Origin of the sequence: Sinomicrobium pectinilyticum, from assembly GCF_003725735.1 — a bacterium.
GTDB lineage: Bacteria > Bacteroidota > Bacteroidia > Flavobacteriales > Flavobacteriaceae > Sinomicrobium > Sinomicrobium pectinilyticum.
Genome location: NZ_RJTM01000072.1, coordinates 49,846 through 76,142, shown reverse-complemented (window position 1 = coordinate 76,142; position 26,297 = coordinate 49,846). Strand labels below are relative to the sequence as shown.

General features: G+C 45.7%; 22 protein-coding genes. 17 read left to right on the top strand and 5 right to left on the bottom strand.

All coding sequences use genetic code 11. The annotated features are described in order from the left end of the window. The first annotated feature begins 115 nt into the window (after positions 1-115). The 3 genes from ED312_RS10480 (at position 116) to ED312_RS10470 (ending at position 3,208) form a co-directional block, all read left to right on the top strand. A complete protein-coding gene (locus ED312_RS10480) occupies positions 116-1,765 on the top strand; it encodes an AarF/UbiB family protein (RefSeq protein WP_123215962.1) in 1,650 nt (549 codons plus the stop codon). Between the two features lie 189 nt (positions 1,766-1,954). Further along, positions 1,955-2,809: a TIGR02587 family membrane protein gene (locus ED312_RS10475; protein ID WP_123215961.1), complete on the top strand. Its 855-nt coding sequence runs from the start codon at positions 1,955-1,957 to the stop codon at positions 2,807-2,809. 9 nt (positions 2,810-2,818) lie between these two features. Further along, positions 2,819-3,208 carry a hypothetical protein gene (locus ED312_RS10470; RefSeq protein ID WP_123215960.1) on the top strand — a complete coding sequence of 130 codons (390 nt, stop codon included), beginning with the start codon at positions 2,819-2,821 and terminating at the stop codon, positions 3,206-3,208. Positions 3,209-3,293: 85 nt separating this feature from the next. Here ED312_RS10470 and ED312_RS10465 read toward each other — a convergent pair whose 3' ends face one another. Then, positions 3,294-3,767, bottom strand: coding sequence for a hypothetical protein (locus tag ED312_RS10465; RefSeq protein WP_123215959.1), 474 nt, complete (start codon positions 3,765-3,767; stop codon positions 3,294-3,296). 496 nt (positions 3,768-4,263) lie between these two features. On the opposite strand from ED312_RS10465, the gene ED312_RS10455 reads away from it, so the two are divergent. The 4 genes from ED312_RS10455 (at position 4,264) to ED312_RS10440 (ending at position 8,218) form a co-directional block, all read left to right on the top strand. Further along, positions 4,264-6,411, top strand: a complete 2,148-nt coding sequence (locus ED312_RS10455; RefSeq protein ID WP_123215957.1) for a catalase — start codon at positions 4,264-4,266, stop codon at positions 6,409-6,411. Positions 6,412-6,488: 77 nt separating this feature from the next. Further along, positions 6,489-7,340 (top strand): SDR family oxidoreductase, encoded by an 852-nt coding sequence (locus ED312_RS10450; protein ID WP_123216006.1) that lies wholly within the window; start codon positions 6,489-6,491, stop codon positions 7,338-7,340. Between the two features lie 12 nt (positions 7,341-7,352). Next, positions 7,353-7,613: a SemiSWEET transporter gene (locus ED312_RS10445; protein ID WP_123215956.1), complete on the top strand. Its 261-nt coding sequence runs from the start codon at positions 7,353-7,355 to the stop codon at positions 7,611-7,613. Positions 7,614-7,780: 167 nt separating this feature from the next. Continuing rightward, positions 7,781-8,218 (top strand): helix-turn-helix domain-containing protein, encoded by a 438-nt coding sequence (locus tag ED312_RS10440; RefSeq protein ID WP_123215955.1) that lies wholly within the window; start codon positions 7,781-7,783, stop codon positions 8,216-8,218. Positions 8,219-8,303: 85 nt separating this feature from the next. Here the strand turns inward: ED312_RS10440 and ED312_RS10435 are convergent, their stop codons facing one another. Beyond that, positions 8,304-8,555, bottom strand: a complete 252-nt coding sequence (locus ED312_RS10435) for a DUF7218 family protein (RefSeq protein ID WP_123215954.1) — start codon at positions 8,553-8,555, stop codon at positions 8,304-8,306. Positions 8,556-8,822: 267 nt separating this feature from the next. On the opposite strand from ED312_RS10435, the gene ED312_RS10430 reads away from it, so the two are divergent. Next, positions 8,823-10,181, top strand: a complete 1,359-nt coding sequence (locus ED312_RS10430; RefSeq protein ID WP_123215953.1) for an NAD-dependent succinate-semialdehyde dehydrogenase — start codon at positions 8,823-8,825, stop codon at positions 10,179-10,181. A 117-nt stretch (positions 10,182-10,298) separates the two neighbouring features. On the opposite strand, the gene fabF is transcribed toward ED312_RS10430, so the two are convergent. The 3 genes from fabF to ED312_RS10420 are packed head-to-tail and all read right to left on the bottom strand — an operon-like array spanning position 10,299 to position 12,565. Beyond that, entirely contained in the window at positions 10,299-11,549 is a 1,251-nt protein-coding gene (fabF, locus tag ED312_RS10425) for a beta-ketoacyl-ACP synthase II (protein ID WP_123215952.1), read from the bottom strand. Between the two features lie 2 nt (positions 11,550-11,551). Then, entirely contained in the window at positions 11,552-11,764 is a 213-nt protein-coding gene (locus ED312_RS23590) for a hypothetical protein (RefSeq protein WP_148044273.1), read from the bottom strand. A 36-nt stretch (positions 11,765-11,800) separates the two neighbouring features. Beyond that, positions 11,801-12,565 (bottom strand): DeoR/GlpR family DNA-binding transcription regulator, encoded by a 765-nt coding sequence (locus tag ED312_RS10420; RefSeq protein ID WP_123215951.1) that lies wholly within the window; start codon positions 12,563-12,565, stop codon positions 11,801-11,803. A 321-nt stretch (positions 12,566-12,886) separates the two neighbouring features. On the opposite strand from ED312_RS10420, the gene ED312_RS10415 reads away from it, so the two are divergent. The 9 genes from ED312_RS10415 to ED312_RS10375 all read left to right on the top strand — a co-directional run bounded on the left by ED312_RS10415 (position 12,887) and on the right by ED312_RS10375 (position 26,209). After that, positions 12,887-14,017 carry a metallophosphoesterase gene (locus ED312_RS10415; protein WP_123215950.1) on the top strand — a complete coding sequence of 377 codons (1,131 nt, stop codon included), beginning with the start codon at positions 12,887-12,889 and terminating at the stop codon, positions 14,015-14,017. A gap of 50 nt (positions 14,018-14,067) precedes the next feature. Beyond that, positions 14,068-17,058 (top strand): SusC/RagA family TonB-linked outer membrane protein, encoded by a 2,991-nt coding sequence (locus ED312_RS10410; RefSeq protein WP_123215949.1) that lies wholly within the window; start codon positions 14,068-14,070, stop codon positions 17,056-17,058. A 10-nt stretch (positions 17,059-17,068) separates the two neighbouring features. Then, positions 17,069-18,745 (top strand): RagB/SusD family nutrient uptake outer membrane protein, encoded by a 1,677-nt coding sequence (locus ED312_RS10405; RefSeq protein ID WP_123215948.1) that lies wholly within the window; start codon positions 17,069-17,071, stop codon positions 18,743-18,745. 87 nt (positions 18,746-18,832) lie between these two features. Beyond that, positions 18,833-20,560, top strand: coding sequence for a sodium:solute symporter family transporter (locus tag ED312_RS10400; RefSeq protein ID WP_123215947.1), 1,728 nt, complete (start codon positions 18,833-18,835; stop codon positions 20,558-20,560). Positions 20,561-20,584: 24 nt separating this feature from the next. Next, a complete protein-coding gene (locus ED312_RS10395) occupies positions 20,585-21,979 on the top strand; it encodes an FAD-dependent oxidoreductase (RefSeq protein ID WP_123215946.1) in 1,395 nt (464 codons plus the stop codon). Beyond that, complete coding sequence (locus ED312_RS10390) at positions 21,976-22,893, top strand: endonuclease/exonuclease/phosphatase family protein (protein WP_123215945.1); 918 nt, start codon at positions 21,976-21,978, stop codon at positions 22,891-22,893. Before ED312_RS10395 ends, ED312_RS10390 begins: the two co-directional genes overlap by 4 nt. A 76-nt stretch (positions 22,894-22,969) precedes the next feature. After that, positions 22,970-23,941 carry a metallophosphoesterase family protein gene (locus tag ED312_RS10385; protein WP_123215944.1) on the top strand — a complete coding sequence of 324 codons (972 nt, stop codon included), beginning with the start codon at positions 22,970-22,972 and terminating at the stop codon, positions 23,939-23,941. Between the two features lie 18 nt (positions 23,942-23,959). After that, the gene (locus ED312_RS10380; protein ID WP_123215943.1) at positions 23,960-24,892 is read left to right on the top strand and encodes a glycerophosphodiester phosphodiesterase family protein; all 933 of its coding nucleotides are present in this window, start codon (positions 23,960-23,962) and stop codon (positions 24,890-24,892) included. Positions 24,893-24,910: 18 nt separating this feature from the next. Continuing rightward, positions 24,911-26,209, top strand: coding sequence for an MFS transporter (locus ED312_RS10375; protein ID WP_206363245.1), 1,299 nt, complete (start codon positions 24,911-24,913; stop codon positions 26,207-26,209). Positions 26,210-26,297: the final 88 nt, after the last annotated feature.

Sequence of the window (26,297 nt, the reverse complement as noted above, 5' to 3'; positions counted from 1 at the left end):
AATTTCTGAGACTTTTTAAGCGGAAAAAGGATTATAAATATTCTTTTTTCGCTTTTATAACGAAAAAAATACCGTTCAAAACATTTATGTCAATCACGTAAGATCGTCCCATATTATGTCCATACTCCCAAATAACATGCAACGCTATCAGAAGTTTATAAGCTTTATGCTTAAATACTGGAATAGCGGGTTATTTGAACAGGCGACCACCAAAGCTTTTGAAGATAGAACAACTGAGGATAATAACCGGAATTTCAATCAGTCTCCCAAAGAATTGGTGGAGGATTTAAAAAAAATGGGGCCTACCTATGTAAAGTTAGGCCAGTTGTTATCTACCAGACCCGATTTGCTTCCTGATGCCTATCTACATGCCCTGACGGATCTGCAGGACAAAGTTTCCGCAATCAGTTTCAGTGATGTAAAAAGGACAATAGAAAATGAATTACACACCGGCCTGGATAAAGCCTTCAAAAGTTTCGAAAAAGATCCCTTGGCCTGTGCATCTATCGGGCAGGTCCACAAGGCTGTCCTGTTTTCCGGTGAAGAAGTTGCCGTAAAAATCCAACGTCCCGGGATAAAACAAAAATTTGCAGAAGACATTCAGACGCTGGAAAAAGTAATTGCCCTGGCAGTAAAGCATACCGAAGTAGCAAGAAAATATGCTTTTGGTGATATACTGGATGAACTCAGGCAAGTATTACTGCAGGAACTGAACTATGAACTGGAGGCCAGAAACCTCATTGCACTCCACCATAACTTAGCCGAATACGAAGAATTGATCGTCCCCCTTCCCTTCACCAACTATTCTTCGCTACGGGTACTCACCATGCAGTTTATCGAAGGGAAAAAAATCACCGATGTCCCTGTGGCCGCCATGAAGTCCGATCCGGAAGATCTGGCCCGTAAACTTGTAAATGCCTACCTGCAACAAATACTGAAAGACGGTTTTGTACACGCCGATCCTCATCCCGGAAATGTCCATTATACGACCAATCATAAAATAGCACTGATCGACCTGGGAATGGTGGCAAGGTTTTCTAAAAACATGCAGGAATATCTCATACAATTACTCCTGGCATTAACCAATAAAAATGCGCAGGGTACGGCAGAGATCTTACTTACCATCAGTGAAACACAGCAGGAAAGTGATATTCTCAACTTTAAGAAGAAAATCATATACCTGGTCGTAAACCAGCAGCTGAATACCTCGGGAGAAATGGAAACAGGCAGGTTGCTTATTCAATTAAACCGCATAGCGGCAGAACATTATGTGAAATTACCTGTCGATATTAATATTTTAGGGAAAGTACTGCTTAATCTGGAACAAATAATCACCACATTACATCCTTCCTTCGATGTCCGGAAAGCCATTAAAGAGAACCTTTTTAAAATCATCAGGAATAGCATAAAAGAGGAAACCAAACTGGAAAATCTTATTTCACTATTTATAGAAGGAAAGCGGTTGGCCAAAGATATGCCCCGGCGCCTGAATGAAATTTCCAGACATTTTGCCAATAATAATTTTAAAGTAAAAATAGAAGCGGTCGATGAAAAACGCATTACGGATGGCTTCCAAAAAGTAGCCAACAGAATAGCGCTGGGTTTAATTATTGCCGCTATGATTTTAGGCGCAGCCATACTGATGCGGGTCCCCTCGGATTTCGTGATTTTCGGTTATCCCGGGCTCGCCATGATATTCTTTCTGTTAGCCGCTTTGGGAGGAATAATCCTTTCGCTGGTTATCATATTTAAGGACGAAAATTAGCTTTAAAAGATAGCACCTGCAGAAGCTAAACAGGAAAAAACACATATGGTTTTAAGATGATTGAGCGAACAAATTTTCCTCTGTTAATTAGACCATTCCTTTTATATTGCTGCCCTTCAGAGTAAGCCAAAGGCTAAAATACAGGAAGTTGTCCGTATAAGATGGGACATAAAGCTTTAAACACAGAAAATGACAAAAATACAGGAGATAAAGACAATAAAAGAGTATGGCAGAGGAATTATCGGGGGCCTCCTTTTCAGTCTGCCGCTCCTTTACACCATGGAGCTTTGGTGGATAGGATTTTTAGCTTCTCCGGAAAAACTGCTGGCTTTTATCGGGGTAACATTTATCCTGCTCCTGGGGTATAACAGGTATGCCGGCATGAGGGAGGACAGCAGTTATTCGGAAGTCTTCAGGGAATCGGTGGAAGAAATCGGGATTGCTTTTGTGGTTACCTTTCTTTTTTTGCTTCTCATAAACAAAATCAATTTTCAGATGTCTTTTGATGAGATGATAGGAAAAGTCATTGTAGAATCCATGATTGTAGCTATTGGCATCTCCGTAGGGACCGCTCAACTAGGACAGGAAGATAAAGGAGATACCGGGATGGATAAAGAGGATAAAGAGGATAAAGAAAGTGACAAAAAGCAGGACCCGTTGCAATTGTGGATCCTCTCTTTCTGCGGAGCGGCACTCTTTTCCTCATCGGTAGCCCCGACGGAAGAGATATTGCAGATTGCCGTCGTGAGTGAAAATATACATTTGCTCCTCATGGTACTCACCTCTTTATTGCTGAGCTTTGTCATCCTGTATTACAGTGATTTCAAGAATTCAAAAGCGGCTAAAGGAGGGCTCCGGGAAATTTCGTTACACATTATGATCGCCTATTCCGCAGCGCTTTTTATTTCTGTTATCTTCCTGTGGTTTTTTGGAAGAACAGGAAGTAGTTTCAACAGTAGTTTTGATATTCTCCTGGCCCAGGTTATAGTACTTTCTATTCCCGGCCTGATAGGCGCTTCGGCAGGAAGATTATTGATCAAATAAAAAAAGAATATGGAACAGGTTCAGAGAAAATATAACCGTATAGAGCAAATATCCTTTTTTCTGGGAGTACTTATTCTCGTAACCCTGATCGGCGATTTGACATATCAGCTGGCAACAAATGAAAATGCACCTCCGCACCTGCTCGTTATCAGCAAATACGAACCTTCCATGCCAGGATATACCTATAGAGTAGAAATCGAAAATACCGGGGATAAAACTGCAGAAGCAGTAAATATTCAATTGAGTCTTTTTCAAAACGGGAAGTCAGCCGAAACAGCTACCCTGGAATTAAAATACGTACCCGCACAATCCAAGGAAACAGCCTGGGTTTCTTTTAACAATGAAAAGCAAACGTCAGATTCGCTGAAGGTAACCTCCCTTACATTCGTAAAGCCTTAAAGCAGTGTCATTTCTCCCGGACAGACAGTAAATTTCAGAAGCATTTCCGCTACCTCGTCTGTACCTCTACCACCACGACCACATATCATCTCATAATGATAACCGTGTTGTTAGTTATGGATGCTATAAGGATATACATTAATCCCATGGAAACAGCAAAAAAGAGGTGTGCCAATAACAGGTGGACATAAAATTCGCTGAATCTTATTTTAGGTGGATCATTATTAAGCGAAAACATGAACAACCATGAACATACACCGATAACCCCTATGACAATTCCATAGACAACACATATGACCAGGGAAAAATCAACGATGCCTGTACTTAACAGGATTTCAAAAATCAGGACAAAAAAGAAACCTATGGCATAGTGAAGTATCCATCCCAGGATATTTTTTTTAGAGGGAGAGAGGGGGATAATTCCCGAATTTTTCACTAACAGGTTCAGTAGTTCGGGTTCTTTGAATTGAGAAGAACGAGCCCGTGCGTACCTGTAACTGAATAGCGTCATCACACTCGTACTTACAATTGCCGTTATGATTAATTCAAATATATTCATTTGTCCTTTTTAACTTTAATGTTAGTTCCCCCCTCTCTCATCTGAGCGTACGGCCGGGGCATGTTCTTTATGTCTTTCCCGTACACTTGTCACATAATTTAACGTGCTCGTAATACTTAGTAGCTTTTTTAAGCGCTGATTGTGAGTTCTTTTGCCAGCCTAATTTAATCGGAAAAGGCTTCTCTTTCATTGTACACGCAAAGGTATGGACAAGGTGGTTCCCGTCCGGCTTGGCTTCGCTGTCCAGATAATAAAAGGCTTCCATGACATCAATTTTATGCATAACACGAAGATAGGTTGATCCTGCTTCATTTTTTAACTGTATCGATTTAACTAATAATGCGATCCGTTTTCACCCGTATTTCAATCCGTCAGCAACTTCTTGAATTAATTTTTTACTTCATTGAGTTAAGACATTTTATTTATTAAACCGACATTTCGTTATCATTTTCAAACCGGGAATTATTCATAAAAAGCATTTATAAAATTCAGTGCCATGGAAGAAAAGAAAGATAACCGTAAAACAGAACAGCTGGAGCAACACAAAAATCAGCAAAAGGATAAATTTATAACCACCAACCAGGGGGTTCGGGTAAACGACACCCAAAACTCCCTAACCGCAGGAGAAAGAGGCCCTACCCTGATGGAGGATTTTATGTTCAGGGAAAAAATGACACATTTTGATCATGAGCGCATACCGGAAAGGGTTGTCCATGCACGGGGAGCGGGGGCCCATGGTTATTTCCAGGTTTATGAACCGATGAAGGCCGTAACCAAGGCAGACTTTTTGCAGGATCCGGATGCCAAAATTCCTGTTTTCGTACGGTTTTCTACAGTGGTAGGATTCAGAGGATCCACTGATCTTGCAAGAGATGTAAGAGGATTTGCAGTTAAATTTTATACCGACGAAGGAAATTACGATCTGGTGGGGAACAATATTCCTGTTTTTTTTATTCAGGACGCCATGAAGTTTCCGGACCTAATCCATGCGGTAAAACCGGAAGCGGACAATGAGATACCCCAGGCATCCACAGCTCATGACACCTTCTGGGATTTCATTTCATTAATGCCCGAATCTATCCATATGATCATGTGGGCCATGTCCGACAGGGCGATACCCAGGAGTTACAGGATGATGGAAGGATTCGGAGTGCACACTTTCCGTTTTGTCAATGACGCGGGAAAATCAACACTTGTAAAGTTTCACTGGAAACCTTTACTGGGCGTACACGGAGTTCTGTGGGACGAAGCCCAAAAAATTTCAGGAGAAAATCCGGATTTCCATCGGCAGGATCTATGGGAAGCCATCGAAAACGGAAACTATCCGGAGTTTGAACTCGGGGTACAAATGGTTGCCGAAGAGGACATGGACCGATTCGATTTTGACCTGTTGGACCCTACCAAAATTATTCCGGAAGAATTGGTACCTGTGGTAAGGATCGGGAAGATGGTACTCAACAGGAATCCCGATAATTTCTTTGCGGAAACAGAACAAATAGCTTTTCATCCCGGGAATATAGTACCCGGCATCGATTTCACCAATGATCCCCTGCTACAGGGAAGGCTCTTTTCCTACTTAGACACTCAATTAATCCGTTTAGGCGGCCCGAATTTCCATGAGATTCCTATTAACCGTCCCATCTCTTCAGCCCTGAACAATCAGCGGGATGGCTTTATGCGGCAAGAGATCAATAAAGGAAAAAATCATTACCATCCCAATTCCATAGAAGGGGGCTGTCCTTTTCAGGCTAAAATGAGAGAAGGAGGATTTACCACATATACAGAAAAAATAGAAGGAAGGAAAGTGCGTACACGGAGTAAAAGTTTCTCCGATTTTTTCAGCCAGGCCACACTGTTTTACAACAGCCAGACGCCTATAGAAAAAAAGCATATGATAGATGCTTTCAGTTTTGAACTGGGAAAAGTAAAAAGAGAGAGGATCCGGGAAAGAATGGTGGGACTTCTTACCCAGGTCGATCATGAACTTTCCGAAAAAGTGGCTGCCAGACTAGGTATGGACTCCCCTCCCGAACCGGAAAAACCAATCAACAAGGGAGTCCCTGCGGATGCCGGTGCAGAGGAATTCGAACCTGTTTATGTAGAACAGAAAATCAAATCTTCCGAAGCACTGAGCATGCTTAAAAACCCTGTTTCCTTCATCGTTTCCCGCAGAATTGCTTTTTTATGTGCAGATGGAGTTGACGGTAATGCCATCCGGAATGCGAGGGAAAACCTGGAAAGCCAGGGTGCTAATGTTCAGGTAATAGCCCCTCATTCCGGTATGTTAAAAACCGATTCAGGAGAAAAAATAAAGATTGACAGTAGCTTTATAGCAACTTCCTCTGTTCTTTTTGATGCTGTTTACATTCCTGCCGGCAAACAAAGTACTGATGAACTTAAAAAGAATATGGAGGCTATTCATTTTATAAATGAATCCTATAAACATTGTAAAGCTATTGCTATTGAAGGTTCGGCAAAAGAGGTATGGGAAAAGACCTTTCCCGGCAGTATGATGCCGGACCTCCCCCAAGGGAATGATGCGTTGAAAAAAGGAATTTTCCTGGACAGCAAAATAGAAGATTTTATAGAAGGGGTCTCCAAACATCGTTTTTGGGAAAGAGAAGTCGCTGAAATGGAAAAGTAGTTCTTAAAAAAAGAACTCAGGTTTTAGCGAAAAAACATATAAATACCATGCATAACAGCATTCCAAAATTTAAGAAAATGGATAATAAACCCGACAAATTTCCGGAACAAAGCCAATCCCAGCCGGGGAAAGAACATCAAATGCATCCGCAACCTGAAATCATACAAAAAGGCTATCGGGGAAGCGGAAAACTGGAAGATAAAGTGGCGCTGATCACCGGGGGGGATAGCGGTATTGGGAGGAGTATAGCAGTACATTTTGCCCGCGAAGGTGCAAATGTGTGTATCGTATACCTGGAAGAGGACAAGGATGCCATGATGACCAAAGAGCTTGTAGAAAAAGAAGGCAGGGAGTGTCTACTCATCAGGGGGAATCTTATTGAGGAAAAATTCTGTATAGAAGCTGTACGGCACTGTATCTCTACTTTTAACCGTTTGGATGTTATTGTTAATAACGCCGCTAAGCAATTTACTAAAAGCAGTATCTCCGAAATCAGCTTTAAACAATTACAGGAAACTTTCGGAGTAAATATTTTCCCCTATTTCTCTGTTGTTAAAGAAGCCCTGCCTCATCTGAAGGAAGGAGCTTCTATCATTAATACGACTTCCGTTACCGCATACAGGGGCAGTGAGCACCTGTTGGATTATGCCAGTACCAAAGGAGCTATAGTAAGTTTTACCCGTGCACTGTCCAAAATGCTCGCAGAAAAGAATATACGGGTTAACGGGGTAGCCCCGGGGCCGATCTGGACCCCTTTAATACCGGCTACTTTTGATAGTGTTAAAGAATTCGGGCAACATACCCCTCTGGGACGAGCGGGACAACCGAGCGAAGTAGCCCCTGCCTATGTTTTTCTTGCTTGCAGGGATAGTAGCTATGTTACGGGTCAGATAATACATGTTAACGGGGGAGAATTAATCGGTAGCTAACAGTAAAACATATTGGATTATATAATTATTTTAGGATTAGTTGCCGGCGTCTGTACGACAATTGCCGTGATCCCGCAAATAAAGAAATCCTGGAGAAACAAAGAAGTGGAAGACATCTCTCCGTTGATGTTCATCATTCTCGTAACAGGACTATCGCTATGGACGGTATATGGCATTATTAAAAAAGATATTCCCATTATCCTGACTAACGGGACTTCGCTTATGTTGAACGGGATTATGCTATATTTAATGATGAGATATAGAAAAAAGTAAATATAAAACAGTATTTTAGAGAAGTATTCCTGCTCTCATGCAAGTTTTTTCACTTTCGGAAACGGATATGCTTTGTCAAATATAATCAGGAACCGGCTTATTCTCAATATATCCGCAATCTTCTTTTCACGCTGATATTGAGTTTACGGTTTAGAAATAATCAGGTAATGGTAATAGAGATAATTATTTCTGAAATAGATTTTTACATCACCCAAAATATTCGGGAAAAAAGGATATTATCGGGTATGAGCCAGCAGGATTTATCTTGTACCATAGGTGAATCGGAGAGCTATTTCCGCAATGTAGAAGATCCGAAACACCCTCAAAAAATGGACCACAGGATGCTGGCGAAAGCTGCCAGGGCACTTAAGATCGAACGGTACGAAGATATTTATCCCGAAAAAGTCCCGAAACATGATCTGGTCAAAATAAGATTAAAGTTGTTGAAGAAGGAAAATGACGAGAAAGAAATTGATGAAAACGGTAACGTTATCCCCAATATGGAGATCATATTTACCAAATATCTGTCCGAAAAAGAAATAAACGAATTTAAGATCAGGGAAGGAAGGGATAAATTTTTAAAGATAATTTCAAACGGATCATAGAAAGCCTGGCTGCAGAACCCCTTCTGTCCCCCATTTCTGCAATTCACTTATATTAGTTCATTTACATCTTGTCGAGGAGATATTTTTATTTTGAATTTCGCAGCGCTTTTATCAGTTCTTTCTTATTCATTTTACTCCGGCCTTTTATCCCGATCTGTTTTGCCTTCTCATATAAGTCCTTCCTGGAGCGCTCTTCGTATTTTTTAGCCCTACCGCCTTTTTCACCGGAATCCGGGGTATTGGCTATCCGGGCAGCTTTGGTCTTGCTCATGCCCTCTTCCCTGAGTTTCTCATATTTTTCATCATCCTTAATCTGTGGTCCATGATCTTTTGCCATCACTCGTAGTTTTAAATGTTAATCACTATTAATTTAAAAAAATATAATGGTCAGGCCATATCATATCAACGTTTTAAGAAAAATTTATACATATCCCCCTCTAAGAGCTTACGGAAAAGGAATTCCATACCGGTTTTTGCCCGCATACCTTTATTTACTCTTTATATATTCCTATCTTTGATAGGACCGACATATCCTCTTCTGTTCGGTTAATGACCACTATTCAAGAACAGAAAAATAACTTGTAGTTCAATAAAAAAGCAGGCCATGTTACGTTCCATAAACCCATATACCCAGAAAGAAATTTACCATACCGAAGAATTCACTTCGGCACAGGTCGAAGAGGCTATTAATAAGGCAGATCATACATTCGGCTCCTGGAAAACATTATCGTTTTCGGAAAGGAGCAAATTAATGCTGGCTGCCGCCCGGGAACTGAAAAAGAACAAAAAAGAGTATGCGGAAACCATAACCGCAGAAATGGGTAAACCCATACGCCAATCTGTGGCGGAAGTGGAAAAATGTGCCTGGGTATGTGAATATTACGCCGAAAAAGCGGAAAAGCACCTGGCGGACAAAATAATTCACACAGAAGCAGAAGAAAGTTATGTCAGTTATGAACCCATAGGAGTTGTACTGGCCGTTATGCCCTGGAATTATCCTTTCTGGCAGGTCTTCCGCTTTGCCGCCCCCGCATTGATGGCCGGCAATGTAGGCGTACTCAAGCATGCCAGCAACGTAATGAAAAGTGCTGCAAATATTGAAAAAGTGTTTATAAGAGCCGGTTTTCCCGAAGGATGTTTTACCAACCTTCCCATTGGCAGTGACAAGGTTGAAAATATTATTAAGAACAGGAAAGTAAAAGCAGTTACCCTTACGGGAAGTAAACCCGCAGGAGGTGCCGTAGCTTCCGCGGCAGGCAGGGAAATCAAGAAATCGGTACTGGAACTGGGAGGAAGCAATGCCCTGGTAGTTTTCGATGACTGTGATATCGACAAAACGGTTAAAACCTGCATCCAGGCCCGGTACCAGAATACCGGACAAAGCTGTATTGCGGGTAAAAGACTGCTCCTGCACAGGCCCATCGCCGACGCGTTTACGGAAAAATTCCTGCACGCCGTTCGCGAACTGAAAAGCGGAGATCCCATGGACGAAGAAACATATATCGGGACCATGGCACGCGAAGACCTTGCCGGGGAACTCGAAGATCAATTAAACAAATCGGTTGCACAGGGTGCCGCAATATTAATCGGAGGAAAAAGGGAAAAAGCGTATTTCGAACCAACCGTAGTTGGGGCAGTAACTCCCGAAATGTCTATTTTTAAAGAAGAAACTTTTGGCCCGGTTATCGGAATAACGGTGTTCGAAACCGAAGAAGAGGCCGTTGCATTGGTAAACCGTAGTGAATTCGGGCTGGGCGTCTCCCTCTTCACACAAGATTTCCACCGCGCAAAGAAACTGGTCCCTCAATTTGATGACGGAGCAGTATTCATTAATGAGCTCGTAAAAAGTGATCCCCGTTTACCGTTCGGAGGCACTAAAATTTCCGGATATGGCCGTGAATTATCCATGGATGGAATACAGGAATTTGTAAACAAAAAGACCGTGTATTTCCATAAATTCTAATATAAACCGTTTTCGGTAAACCGGGGCCTAGATGAAAAAAGTAAGATTATCGGTATTTGCAATACTTACTGTATTTCCATCAAGGCCGCAAGCCCCAAAAAAGATCGTAAATCTTCCTTAAAGATTTCCCTCTATCCCTTTGAATACTACCGTAGAATTATGTCCGCCAAAACCAAAAGCATTACTCATAGCCACTGTAACTTCTTTTTCCAGGGCCTTATTGGTCACGATCCGGAATTCTTTGGGAATGGCTGCGTCCAGTTCCTCCACATTAATGGTAGGCGGAATGATATTATGATTGATGGATTTGATACAAAGAATAGCTTCTATAGCCCCGGCGGCTCCCAGTAAATGTCCTGTCATGGATTTGGTCCCGCTGATATGCAAATTCCCGGAAAAACCAAATGCCGTTTGGACGGCATTGAGTTCGGCTATATCCCCCAGGCCCGTAGATGTGGCATGAACATTCAGATAATCGACCTCTTCCGGAGACAAACCTGCTTCTTTTAAAGCCAATTGCATAGATTTTGCCGCGGCAATTCCTTCCGGATGCGGAGATGTCATATGATAGGCATCTGCAGTCATTGCCGTACCCACCACTTCGGCATAAATTTTAGCGCCGCGCTTTCTGGCATGTTCGTATTCTTCCAGGACCAGTGCCCCGGCCCCTTCTCCCATTAAAAAACCATCGCGATCCTTATCAAAAGGCCTGCTCGCCCTTTCCGGGTCATCATTTCGTTTGGACATAGCTTTCAAAGCAGAGAACCCTCCTATGGAAGCCGGGGAAATTCCCGCTTCCGAACCACCTGTTATAAATACTTTTGCCTTACCGAGCTTGATGTAATTATATGCATCCATAATAGCGGTATTGGAAGTGGCACAGGCTGAAACCGGTGTATAATTAATCCCCATCAACCCCAATTTCATGGAAATCATACCCGAAGCCATGTTCACCAATAACTTGGGAATAAAAAACGGGCTGAAACGCGGGCGGTAATCACCTTCCACGTAATTTCTTACTTCTTCTTCGAAAGTAATCATACCTCCTTGCCCGCTTCCCCAAATCACCCCGATATCGAAAGGGTCCATTTCATCCACACGCAACCCTGCGTCTTCCCAGGATTGCATTGCCGCATAAAGTGCATATTGCGTAAACAGATCACTCCTTTTGATCTCGTTCCGGTCCAGGTATTTTTGCGGTGCAAAATCCTTGACTTCGCATGCAATCTGCGTTCTGAACTGCGATGCATCAAAACGGGTGATCTTCGTAGCACTGCTTTTTCCGGCAACGCTGTTTTCCCAAAATTCCTTAACCGTATTTCCCGAAGGGGTAACAGCTCCTAATCCTGTAACGACAACTCTGGTCATATTTAACTGATATTTCTTAATGCTTCACTGACTTGTTGATCGGCAAAGGTAGTTGCTCCGGCCGGAACTTCATACTGATCTTTGTGAAAAGCTTTGGATGAACTGCAAACTACTCCTGTAGAAGCAATCTCCTGCTCTCTTTTTCCGGTGGCTATCAACCCGTGCATTTGTGGCCCGGGGAGCAAACAGAGCCGTTTGTTCATTAGTATCACCATAAAATCCCGCTTGAAGGATTAAACTGAGACAATCCTTTAATTAGCAATTATGACATTAATATCCCTGCTTTCCAAAGCTTTTACCACTCCGGAGGGCACATCGGAATCTGTTATTATATAATGTACCTGTTCCAGGCTGCATACCTTACCGAGTCCCCTTTTCCCGAATTTGGAACTGTCGGCCAGTACGACCAATACCTGCGCCGACTCGATCATCTTCTTGTTCAGCGAAGCCTCCGCCAGGTTGGTAATGGACAGACCGAAATCGAGATCTATTCCGTCCACGCCCAGAAACAGGATCCCGGAAGAAATCTCCCCCAGCGTGTTTTCGGCAGTGGTCCCCGCTACCGAAGAAGAATTGGGCCTGATGATCCCGCCGAGCTGTACGATCTCCACATTGGGACGGTTACACAGGGCCATGGTCACCTTTACGGCAGGAGTGATCACCGTAAGCGGTTTTGCAGGGTGCAGCATATTGGCAAAAGTATATACCGTGGTCCCCGACCCGATAATGATCGAATCGTTGTCCTTAATCAGGTTCAGCGCCACTTTGCCGATCTTTTGTTTGGCTTCGGCATTGATGTGTTCCTTTTCATCAATGGTACGTTCGTTCATATAAGGATTACTCATAGAAGCCCCTCCATGCGTCCTGAACAATAACTTTTTGTCTTCCAGAATTTTAAGATCCTTTCTTATAGTAACCCCGGAAACATCAAGCAAAGCGCTGAGATCGTTGATCTTTACCCGCCCCTCTTCCTTGAGTTTCTGAAGGATCATTTCATGTCTATCGGTAATATCCATACTTCCTATTTTAAACAGTTGATTTAATATAAAATTAATAATAATTACAAAAGGTTTCACAAAGGGGCAAAAGCTAACTCTAAGTTAACATAACATGTTTAAATCACCACCGTGTTTAATCATTTATTAACTTTCATATTGTTTTATTAATGTTTTATTTCATTTAAAATACTAAAATAACAACTTTCATTATATTTAATTATGTTATTTTTAATTTTATTTCATTACTTTGCGATACCCAAAGCAAAGATACATGTCTTTTTGAAAGCCGAAATATTTATGCATTGAAAATCAAAAGTCCAATCAAAACACACTATTATTATGAAAACCAGACTGACCGTCTACCGCAAAACACGAAACGTGCTACAACTGCTGCTGCTCTCCTTTGCAGTATTCTTTTTCCCGGCCTGTAACCACATCGAAGCTCCCGACGACCCCGAATCCGCGGTCCAAAGTGAAGAAATGGTGACGGCCAACAGTGCCGAAGACACTTTTTTCCAGATCGCCGTCCTTCCGGACACCCAATATTACACGGCCCTGAAACACGGCGGCACCATGGATATGTTCCGCGAACAGATCGCCTGGATACGCCGCAACCGGGAAACCTCCAGAATTGCTTACGTTACACACCTGGGCGATGTAGTAGACCACGGCAGCACGGACAACGATGTGGAATGGCAACGCGCCTCGACAGAACTCTACAAGCTTGAAGAAGACAATATTCCCTACGGTATAGCTGTCGGCAACCACGACCAGACGCCTTACGGCAACCCGTCCTCCCCCGGTACCGCACACGGTTACGGTGTTTATTTCGGAAGAGACCGCATGGAGAATTTCCCCTGGTACGGCGGTGCGCAAGGCAGTTCCAATAACAATGACAACCACTATGATATTTTTACGGCGGCCGGACAATCCTTTCTCGTCATATACCTGGAATTCAACTCTCCCGGCCAGGAATTCTACAGTTCCAGCCGCGAGACCATCGTCATGGACTGGGCAGACCAGGTCATATCGGCCCATCCCGGTCACAAGGTCATCGTGGTGAGCCACAGCCTGCTCCGGAAACCTTCCGGCAGCAACAGCGATATCATTGACGGACAGGGAAACAACAGTGTAGCCAGTTCTTTCTCCAACCAGGGCGAGGTCATATATGAACGAATGAAACATCACGACAACGTATTCCTCATGCTGGGAGGACATGTCTCGGGCGAAGGCTTCAGGAGGGACGAATACAATGGCCATGTCATCAAATCCTATCTCTGCGATTACCAGTCGCGAAGGAACCCGCCCTATACCGAAAATGACCGGAACGGTGGAAACGGGCTCATGCGTATCATGCGGTTCGACCTGGCCAACGGGACCCTGAGCATCCGCACCTTTGCCCCGAGACCGGGCGCCAACATCCTGGAAGAAGACGAAGACAGCAAATTTACCACCTCCCTGTATAATTAAAGAACCTTAATTAAATAACTAAACACAATCATCGCTAACAAACCAGAACTATGAAAAAATCGCTGAAAATTTCTTTCATGTTCCTGCTATGCCTGTTCGCTGTGCCGGGATTTGCACAGGAACGCACGGTAACCGGAAGTGTAAAAGACGAAGAAGGCGTACCGCTCCCCGGAGTCTCTGTACTTATCAAAGGCAGTTCTACGGGGACCGCCACTGATTTTGATGGTAATTTTTCCCTGAAAGTACCCGGGGATGGTTCCGTACTGGTGTTTTCCTTTATGGGATATACCAAACAGGAAGTGACCGTCGGAACGCGCTCGGAGATCGGGGTTACCCTGACCCCCGACCTCACCTCCCTGGACGAGGTTGTTGTAGTAGGCTTCGGCAAACAGAAAAAGGTGAACCTGACCGGCTCGGTTTCGGAAATTTCCGATCAGAATATTTCCAACAGGCCCGTAGGACAGGCTTCGGCCGCATTACAGGGACTGGCTCCCGGTGTTACGGTAACACAATCTTCGGGGAGGCCCGGGGGTGATGCCGGAGCCATACGTATCCGGGGGATCGGAACCCTGAGCAGTGCCAATCCCCTAGTCATGATAGACGGCGTTGAGGGAAATCTCAATGACCTGGACCCGAATAATATAGAATCCATTTCCGTATTAAAGGATGCAGCCTCGGCTTCCATATACGGTTCCAGGGCCGCCAACGGGGTAATCCTGGTCACTACAAAACGATCTGACAGTGACAAGCTCGCCATAAATTATAAGGGATATGTAGGCTGGCAGGACCCCACAAATCTCCCGGATATGGTCGATGCCATCGACCATATGAGGCTTACCAATGTGGCTTACGTAAATACGGGCAGGGAGCCCCTGTATCCGGAAGAATTGATCCGGGAATATATTGCAGACGGAGGAGTGGATACCGATACATACCCCAATACCGACTGGCAAAAGGAGGTCCTTACCGGGTCAGGGCTGATGAACAGCCACTTTGTAACGGTTAGCGGCGGCGGAGGTAAAGTCAGGTTTATGACCTCTTTCGGCTATTTCGACCAAAAAGGGATCATTGAAAACTCGGGCTTTACCCGTTTGACCCTCAGGAACAACATGGATATAAATTTCTCCGAGAAATTTGATATGAGTATCGACCTGCAGCTCCTGGCCAAAGAGACAAAAGAACCGGGACGGAGCACTTCGAGCGTATTTCACTGGATGAACCGAATCCCCGCAAATCAACCGGGGATCAACCTGGACGGATCTTACGGTGAAGGCTGGAACGGGGCCAATCCCATTGCCTTCAGCAGAACGGGCGGTCTCCGGAAGAACAGCAGCTACCCCAGGATACAGATCAATTCCTCATTTAACTACAGGCCCGTCAACGACCTGGAACTTTCGCTTACCATAGCCCCGAGGTTTGCGGAATACAGTAATGACGAATTTTACGGCGCCATAGATACCTATCATCCCGACGGAACCGTGGCCAATACATCCCCGGCCAGAAGTACACTGACCAGAGAGGTCAGCAGGTCACTTTACAATAACCTCCGTGTCACGACAACCTACGATAAAACGTTTGGGGATCACAATTTCAAAGTCTTGCTGGGAGCATCCCGCGAGGATTATCAGAATAAGTACCTTTCCGCATTCAGGGATGACTTTCCCCTGCCGGAATATCCCGTACTGGACACCGGGTCCGCCCTGAACCAGCAGAATTCAGGAAATGAAGCAGAATGGGCCCTGCAATCTTTCTTCGGAAGAATAAATTACGATTACAAACAAAAGTATTTGCTGGAAATAAACAGTCGTTACGACGGTTCGTCCCGTTTTTCCAAAGGCAACAAATACGGTTTTTTCCCCTCGGTATCCGTAGGCTGGAGAATTTCAGAAGAAAGTTTTATGCAGCCATTAAAAAATACCCTGACCGAACTGAAACTAAGAGGCTCGTGGGGAATGCTGGGCAACCAGGATATAGGGAACTACCCTTTTACGACTTCGATAGATATCGGTACGTATAGCTTTAACAAGGAAATTGTGAACATAGCCGCTTTAAATACCATGGCCAATTCCGAAATATCCTGGGAAACCACCGAAATGATCGATTTCGGTCTCGATTTTACACTGTTCTCCAAATTGTCTGTTACCGCAGATTACTATTCCCGGGAGACCAGGGACATCCTGTACGACCTCAATATCCCCCTGACCATAGGTCTGGCCGCCCCTACCCAGAATGCAGGTGTGGTGACCAACAAAGGCTGGGAAGTCGGTGTTACCTACCGGGAAACCATTGAAGACTTTCAATTTGATGTCAACCTCAATATTTCCGATGTCAGAAATAAAGTGGTAGACCTGAAAGGGGTAAACCGTACGGGACTGACTGTTAGCCGGGAAGGTCATTCCATAAATTCTATCTGGGGCCTGGAATCACTTGGCCTGTTCCAGTCGGAAGAGGAAATAGAGAACCATGCCGCACAATTCGGTAATGTGGCTCCCGGCGACATCAAATACAAAGATCAGAACGGGGATGGTATCATCAATGACGACGACAATGTGATTATTGGCAGCACCATCCCCAGATATACCTTCGGGGCCATCCTGAATGCCGCCTATAAAGGATTCGATTTCAATGCTGTTATTCAGGGCGTGGGAAAGGCAGACGGATATCTGTACCAGCAGGGCATCATGCCCTTTTTTAACGGCGGAACGGTACAGGAGCAGCACAAGGACTACTGGACCCCCGAAAACACCAATGCCGCATTTCCCCGCCTCACCATCAGCGAGGCGAACAATGAAAAGAACTCCAGCTTTTGGGTGAAAGACGCTTCTTATGTACGTCTAAAGAACATCCAGATAGGCTATACCCTTCCCGAAAAGATATCAGCGAAAATAGGAATGAACAAAATACGACTGTATGCTACCGGTCAGAACCTGTTTACCATTGATAATTTCTGGAAAGGATATGATGTGGAAGCCCCGATAGGCAGAGGGGATGTATACCCGCAGGTAAAAGTTTACAATATAGGTTTGGACATTAACTTTTAAATTGCATAAAATGTTTAAAAAAATACAATTTTGGTTTTTTGCAGCCGGTCTGGTATCCTGCCTGGCAGCCTGCAGTGACGGGTATCTGGACAGGTACCCGTTGAACGGGCCGTCTTCGGAAACTTTTTACAGCAACGAAGACGAATTGATGATGGGACTGTTTGGCGCTTACAAGGCCCTGAATTTCAATCCGAAATCAAGCCGTCCCTGGCCGGTTATACTGGATGTCACAACGGACCTTAGCTGGAACAGGAGCAATCATGAAATGCAGCATATCGGAAACGGCAGCCATGAGAGTGACAACGGTTCTGTTCTCATATTCTGGAGGGAATTCTACCAGGCGATAGGCCGTGCCAATTTTCTTCTGGACAATATCGACCAGCTGAAAGATCAGATCTCTGCCGAAACATATAATCGGACCAGGGCCGAAGCACGTTTTATCAGGGCGTTGTGCTATCATTACCTGATCGAACTTTTTGGTGATGTTCCCCTGATAACAGCTACCCAAACCATAGAAGAAGCCCAGGTGCCCAGGAACCCTAAAAACGAAGTCGCGGAATTCGTAATGCAGGAAATGACCGAAGCAGCTTCGGATCTCCCGGAACGGTATGGCGATGATGCCTACCACGGCAGGGCTACCAAGGGAGCAGCTTTGGCCATAAAGGCCCGAACCGCTTTGTATAATGAGAAATGGGATATTGCCGCCGCAGCCGCCAGGGAAGTGATGGACCTGGGTTATGAATTACACCATGACTTCGGAGAACTCTTTACCTATGACGGTCAGACCTCTGACGAGATCATATTCTCCCTGCAATATTTAAGGGGAGTCATGACCCACGCAACAGCCAACTATCTGACCTCCCGTCTGGCAGGCGGAGTTTCCAACGAAGTCCCCTCACAAGCCGTTGTGGACTCCTACGAAGCCAGCGACGGACTCCCCATTGATAAGTCCGGACTGTACGACCCGGAAAAACCGTTTGAGAACCGCGACCCACGCTTGTATGAGACTGTTGTTCTCCCGGGATCGGTCTTATTCGGATACCAGTTCGAGACCCATGACGACAGCACAAAGGTCTGGAATTACAATACTAATCCGCCGACAAGGGTTAACAATATAGATGCCTCCCATGCCTATGCCACATATACGGGATATTTGTGGAGAAAATATACGGACATTGAAGACATGCCCGATGATACGAATTCACATATCAATATCATCCTGATACGTTACGCCGAAGTTTTGCTTATTTATGCCGAAGCAAAGATCGAGGCCGGCGAACTGGATGATTCGGTATACGATGCGATAAACCAGGTAAGGCAGAGACCGGGTGTGGACATGCCGCCCATAGCACCAGGTAAAACACAGGAAGAGCTACGTTCCATAGTGCGAAAGGAGCGCAAATACGAACTGGCTAACGAAGGGCTCCGGCTATTTGACATCCGGCGGTGGAGGATCGCCGAAGATGTTATGCCCGGGCCGTTCCTGGGCAGGATTCCCAACGAATTTCTGAGCGGTACACCGGAGATCGACGAGTACGGAACACCCGATTATTCCAACGTACCGAACGGCGCTGATCTCAGGCATGTGGAAACCAGGAATTTTAATCCGTCACGGGATTACTTGTTTCCGATACCTAATATAGATATTTTAACCAATGAGGCATTGGAACAAAACCCCGGCTATTAAGCACAGGATAAGTTTCGATTTAAAACTTATTTTTAATGGTTTTGGAAAATGTCCAGAATAAAAGAATGACGAACCCATAAACAAAATATGTATACAATAGATATTGTAGTATTAGTCATATACCTTATAGGCCTTATAGGAATGGGAAGCATTTTTTCCCGTTTGAAAAACACCAGCGAAATGTTCGCTGCGGCCGGAAAGTCACCCTGGTGGCTCTCCGGTCTCTCGTCGTTTATGACCACCTTCTCGGCAGGCACCTTTGTGGTCTGGGGCGGTATAGCCTACCGCTTCGGCATGGTAAGCGTTTCCATCCTTACGGTTATCGGTATTGCCGCCCTGTTTGCAGGCTGGTTCCTGGCCTCCAGGTGGAAAAAATTCGGCTACGTCTCCGCAGCAGAATTCCTCAACGACCGCTTCGGCAAGTCCTTGGTGCACTTTTATACCCTTCTGCAGGGACTGGTAGGACTGTTTACCATGGGCGGGGCCGTTTATGCCCTTTCCGTAGTGATCACAGCACTCGTTCCCCTGCCGGGGGGACATCTGCTTGCCGACCCGGAAACCGGGTACCTTTCAGTTACTTTTACTTCCCTGATACTTTGTGCTCTCGTAATTCTTATCACTTTCGGAGGCGGACTATGGGCCGTACTGATGACCGATGCCCTGCAATTTATTATTCTCTCAGCTTCCGTGCTCATCGTGGTGCCCCTGATCCTGTCTAAAATCGGCGGGCCTTCGGAGTTATTCCGCTCCGCCCCGGGCGGCTTTACCCAATTGGTCAACAGTGAGTTCTCCTGGTATTTTCTACTGGGCTGGAGCGTGGTCTTTTTCTTTAAGATCGGGGGCGAATGGGCCTATGTTCAACGGTTTGTATGTGTGCCGAACAGCAAGGATGCCAAAAAAGCAACCTATCTCTTCGGAATCCTTTACATTGTCAGCCCTTTTATCTGGATGATCCCTCCTATGGCCTACCGTGTTCTCAATCCGGATGCAGATTATGAACAGGCTTATATCCTCGCCAGTCAGGAGGTCCTTCCGGCAGGCATGCTCGGGCTGATGATCGCCGCCATGTGCTCGGCAACAGCAAGCATGGCCACTACCCAGCTCAATGTTTTTGCCGGGGCGTTTACCACGGAATTTTACCAGCGTATTTTCCGGCCCTATGCCACTGACAAAGAACTCGTAAAAGCCGGCCGGACCTTTACCCTGCTTCTCGGCACGATCATCATAGCCGGGGCACTGCTCATTCCCGCCCTGGGCACCTATACCGGCTATATCCTGGCTTCCGTGGCCATACTTACCGGGCCTCTAGTACTACCGACCATCTGGGGGCTGTATTCAAGGAAAATCGGTATCCGTACGGCATGGACCGTAACCATAACAAGCATCGTATTGGGCCTGACCGTCAGGATTGGCTTTCAACAAGGCGGATTCCTTACAGGACTCGCCTTCCTCTCCGGTATGGCCTCTGTCGTACAGGGACATGAACGCCTGACAGAAGTCATCGTGGGAACCCTGCTACCCTTATTACTTCTGGTGATATGTGAGATTTTCAGCAAAGAAACCAACCCTGGCTGGGACAAAGTACAACATAGCCGGAAAACATATACGGAGGGCATATCGTCAAATGCTTCTGCCCTGCCTGCCAGATTATGTGCATGGTCTTCCATTATTGTAGCCATACTTATGGCACTGATAGCCCTGTCAGGTGATGAAAAAGCGGTGCTTGTACTCTCTTTCAGCATAGGGCTTATGCTTTTGGGCTCGGTTATCCTCTGGTATCAAAAGAAAAAGACCAAACACAACATTATCACCTGATAAAAACTAAATAACTGACATATTATGAAATATATAACAGAAAAAGGAAAAGAGATCCCCATAAGAACGGAAGCAGATATCATTGTCGTAGGTGGCGGGCCTTCGGGAATTACAGCCGCACAGGCCGCAGCCGAAGACGGCTTAAAGGTCATACTCATTGAAAACCGCAGCTTCCTGGGCGGAAATATGACCATAGGCCTTCCCGTACTGGGATTCCTGGGGCAAAAGGGCAACCAGATCATCAAGGGCCTTCCCCAGCAGTTCATCGACAGGCTGGCCGCACAGGATGCTGCCAGTGAACACCGCCCCTGCCCCCTGCACATGAGCATCACCCTGGTAGAACCCGAAGCCGTAAAAAATACGGCATTGGAAATGCTGCTGGAAAGCGGTGTGGATGTCCTGCTCTACACCTATTTTGTAGATGCCGTTGTGGAAAACGACCGGATGAAAGGTATCATCATAGAAAGCAAGGCGGGAAGGGAAGCCATCCTCGCCAAAACGGTCATCGATTGCAGCGGTGATGCCGACGTTGCTTTCCGGGCCGGTGTTCCCTGCGAAAAAGGCAATGAAAAAGGCGGGATGCAGCCCCCTACCCTCATGTTCTGTATGGGTGGCGTGGATACAGAGAAACTGCGGATGAGCATCGCCAACGAACACCGCACCTACCTCACCGATTTCATACCTGCGGAATACTTCGGGCAGAACCACCAGTTCATCGTCGTGGGACTCCGCGACCTGATGAACAAGGCCCGCAACGAAGGATTTACGCTCAATACGGAAAGGACTATTATCATCACGGGGCTCCGGAAAGGCGAGGTATGGATCAATATGTCCAGCGTACACGGTGTGGACGGCACAAAACCGGAAGACCTGACCTACGGGGAAGTCAAAGGCCGGGAACAGATCAGGGACATTCAGAAATACCTCATAGAATACGTTCCGGGATTCGAAAAGGCATTCTTTACCAAAATGGCACCGTTCCTCGGTATCCGGGAAACCCGGAGGATCGTGGGCAAATATGTAATGACCAGTGAAGACGTGCTCGGCTGCAGGCGGTTCGACGATGCCATTGCCGTAGCCAGCTACCCGCTGGACCTGCATCATCCCCACGACGGCGGTTGTACCCTGACCTGGTGCGGGGACTGTTATGACATCCCCTATGCCTCCCTGGTGCCACAACGTATCGAAAACCTCCTGGTGGCCGGAAGGGCCATCTCCACGACACACGAAGCCATGTCCGCCATAAGGGTCATGGCACCCTGCATGGCCATGGGAGAAGCCGCCGGGAGAGCCGCAAAGCTCGCCATTCGCAACGGGGTATTACCCTCAACTCTTGATGTCCGCCTCGTACAAAAAGAACTCCTGGAAAAAGGGGCTTACCTGAATGAAGAAATCGCTTTAAACCGGCAAACATTATGAAGTTGTACATAACAAAACACCGGGGCTTATGTCTGATCCCGGTCGGAATACTCCTGCTGATGTTCTGCGTTTCCGTCTCTGCCCAGGAAAGCAGGACCGCCTTTAAGGTGATCAGCGCCAATATCAGGGTGGCCCTGTCTTCAGATGCAGACAAAGGGCACGACTGGGACAGCCGGAAAGAACTGCTCTTCGATATTCTTAAAAATCACGAACCGGACATTATCTGCCTACAGGAAGTCCTCGAAGTCCAGAACAGCGATTTCAAAACAGCTTTCCCGGACTTTACCATTATAGGGTTCGAAGGCCCGGAAATGGATGTCCATACGGATGGAGAATACCACGGCATAGCCAAGAACCCCATCGCATTTTCCAATACAAGGTTCGAACTGGTGGCGGCCGGGCAATACTGGCTTTCCGAAACGCCGCTAAAAGCCGGAAGCATTTCCTGGAATTCGGCCAGGGCCAGGAATGCTAATTGGGTGCGGCTCAAAGACCGGGCGAGCTCCCGGGAATTCCGGGTGGTAAGCCTCCATCTGGACCATAAAAGCCAACCGGCAAGGGAAGGCCAGATCAGGGTAGTGACGGACGAAGCCACGCAATATCCGCCCGATTTTCCCCAGATACTCGCGGGAGATTTCAATTCCAGTGCAAAAAACGAAGTGCATCGTATGATCAGGAATGCCGCCTGGAATGATACGTATGCTGCCATTCATGGCAATGCGGAGCCCGGCTATACGGTGCATCTGTTCAAGGGCGATACATATGAGAAAAAAGATAAAGGCCGTAAGATCGACTTTATCTACACCAGAGGGACCGGATGGCAGGTGAAGGATGCCGCCATCATCCGGGACCATGTTGACGGGAGGTACCCGAGCGACCATTATTTCGTATCCGCGGATGTTTTGCTGGATTAACTTTATACGAGGGGTCCGTTCCCAAATCTTTTCGCCATAAGAAACTAATAAAACCGACTAAACAATCCTTAAACACATGAAAAAAATTAAAATACCATTAATAGTAAGGACGGTTTTGATCTTCTCTTTTTTGCTGATGAATGGAAATGTACCGGCCCAGAAAGATACCCTGTCAATTCTTCATATTTCCGATCTTCACGTGATCTTCAATCCGTATGCCTATATCCCCGAGATGATGGAATACAGGAAAAAGAAGCAATATGATATGGGTGAAACCCGTCTGAGGAATTTCCTTGAAACCATACCGGACAGGACAAACAGTGACATGGTCGTTGCTACGGGAGACCTGGTCGACTTTTTTGAATCAAAAACCGTGGACAGCACCACAATAGATATTCAGCCGGCAGAATTCTCCGGATTGCTCAACGACTATCAGATCCCCGTCCTGTTAACATTGGGCAATCACGACATTTTTACATTTGATTGGGACAACAGCCGGGACTATAAACTTTTACACAATCAGAATCATTCTGGTCGTGCACGGTCTTTATGGATCAAAAATATTCCCTGCTTTAGTAATGGGACCTATTACAGCAAAATGGTCAGTGCGGGGCAAACCGATTATCGGCTCATTTTTCTGGATGACAGTTTTTACCAGTTTTCACCGGAGGATAAAACAAGGATAGTTCCTTATCTCGATAAATCACAACTTTACTGGTTGAAAGATCAGCTGAATGCATCGGAAAATGATATCGAGATCATTTTTATGCATATTCCCTTCGGTACAAAAGACGAAAAGTATAAAAACAATGAGCTCTATACGGTCATTGCTCAAAACCCATCATGCAAATTAATAGTCGGAGGGCACCACCATAAGAGTATTGTTAAAAAAATCCCGGCAGGTACGCATAATCAAATTATCCAGGTACAAACCGATGCCCTTGTTAAAAATACGGAAAACTGGAGGTTGATTCGGCTCACCGAAAACAATATCCTGGTTTCTGAAACGGGAAAAACCGAAAATGAATTGACAATCGATATTAAATAACCCCTCACACAAATAAAAATGTATTTAAAATCCGTTTCCATTTTTGCAGTTCTCCTCGTGTCTTTTTGTTCGCGTGCACAAACCGTGGAGATAAACACTTTGAGCTTTGAAGAAGTATCGGACACCAGGGCCTATTTTCAATATACGGAAAACGTATTTCCCATCATCAGCGCCCATCGCGGGGGAGCCCGGGCCGGTTACCCGGAAAACTGTATCGCTACCCTGGAATACACCCTGAGTAAAACCCCGGCCATTTTTGAAATAGATGCCCGTATGACCAAAGATGACCAGGCGGTATTGCTGCACGATAAAACCCTGGAACGCACCACTACGGGGAAAGGCAAACTCAGGGATCATACCCGTAATGAGATTAAAAAGTTCCGGTTAAAGGATACGGAAGGTAATATCACACCTTATGCCATCCCTACCCTCGAAGATGCCATCGTATGGAGTAAGGGAAAAACTCTGATCAACCTGGATGTCAAGGACGTGCCCTTAAGAACAAAAGCGGAACTGGTAAAAAAACACAATGCCTTTCCGCATGTGATCTTTACGGTACATAATGCAGATGAAGCCCGGTTCTTTTACGACTTCGACAACCGGAGCATGTTTTCTGCTTTCGTAAAGACCAAAGAAGCTCTGGCCTCATATGAAGAGGCAGGTATTCCATGGGAAAATGTCCTGATAGCTTATGTAGGGGCAAAAAGTACGAAAGCAAACAAAGAACTGTACGACCTGCTCCACCGCAGGGGTGTGATGATCATGGTGAGCGCTGCACCTGTTTACGATAAAATGGAAAAACGTGTGGATGCGTACCGGAAAATCCTGGAAGACGGGGCGGATGTTATCGAAACCGATCGCCCTGCCGAAGTTGCCGAAGCCATCAAAATGCTATACCCGGAGAAAAGCAGCAAATACAATTATTGGAAAACCCAAAAAATAAAAGAATGAAATACTAAATCATAACTTATGTTTTATAATCAACCACCAAAACTTTCTTTGAAATCATTGTGGAACAAGGCCGGCCCGCCCAAACAACTCGCCTGGGGGTACCTGGGAGTTTTGATCTTTATGATGGGAGACGGTGTGGAACAAGGCTGGCTCAGCCCCTACCTGATCGAAAAGGGAATATCCATGCAGTATTCGGCTACCCTATTTACCATGTACGGGGTTGCCATTGCCGTATCTTCCTGGTTCTCCGGCGTACTGGCGGAAGGGTTCGGTCCCAGAAGAACCATGTTAACGGGTGTTGTACTTTATATTCTCGGAACGATCGGTTTTGTAGGATACGGTCTTCCCGACCTGGATTACGGTATCATGCTTTTTATGTATACTATCAGGGGGTTCGGTTACCCGCTTTTTGCGTATTCGTTCCTGGTATGGATCACGTATCGCAGCCCCCGGAAGAAGCTGGGAAGCGCCGTAGGCTGGTTCTGGTTTGTCTTTACAGGAGGGCTGAATGTCCTCGGAGCCTATTACTCCAGTTGGGCCATCAGGGAGCTCGGTTATCTGAACACCTTATGGAGTTCCGTTTTCTGGGTCCTGGTCGGGGCATTCTTTGCTATTATCATGAACAAAGACAAATTTAAAAGTTCCGACGACAAAAAGCGAAACACCAGGAGACAGGAATTGATAAAAGGATTGACCATAGTCACGGAGCAACCGAAAGTCCTTGTCGGAGGAGTGGTCCGTATCATTAATACCACTGCCCAGTTTGCCTTTCCGGTATTTATTCCCACCTATCTGGCCGGGTATGGCTTTACCACCACGGAATGGCTCCAGATCTGGGGAACGATCTTTACCGCCAATATTGCCTTTAACCTGATCTTCGGCTTTATAGGCGACCTGTTCGGATGGCGTAATACGGTGCTGTGGTTCGGCGGTGTGGGTTGCGGGATCAGTACGCTGCTCTTTTTTTATTCACCGGTCCTGTTCGGAAACAGTTTCTGGCCGGTGATGCTATGCGGCATATTGTGGGGCATTTTATTAGCCGGGTATGTCCCCTTGTCGGCACTGGTCCCTTCCCTGGTCAAAAAAGACAAAGGAGCAGCCATGTCCATATTAAACCTGGGAGCCGGTCTTGCGGTTTTTGCAGGCCCGGCCATTGTAGGACTGTTTATCGGCTCGCTCGGGAATGAAGGCGTAGTATGGATACTGGCCGGGCTTTACTTTTTAAGCGCCGTACTGACCTGTTTTATAACTCTTCCGGAGCATGCAAAAACCGCTTCGGGAATCACAAAAACAAACGCCATACGGCCGGCAGAATAAACTGATGTTTTCCGCCGGTCCAAAAGTGACTATACATTTAATTAAAATCTGGATAAAATGAAATGCCCATAAGCAAAATCAGCATACT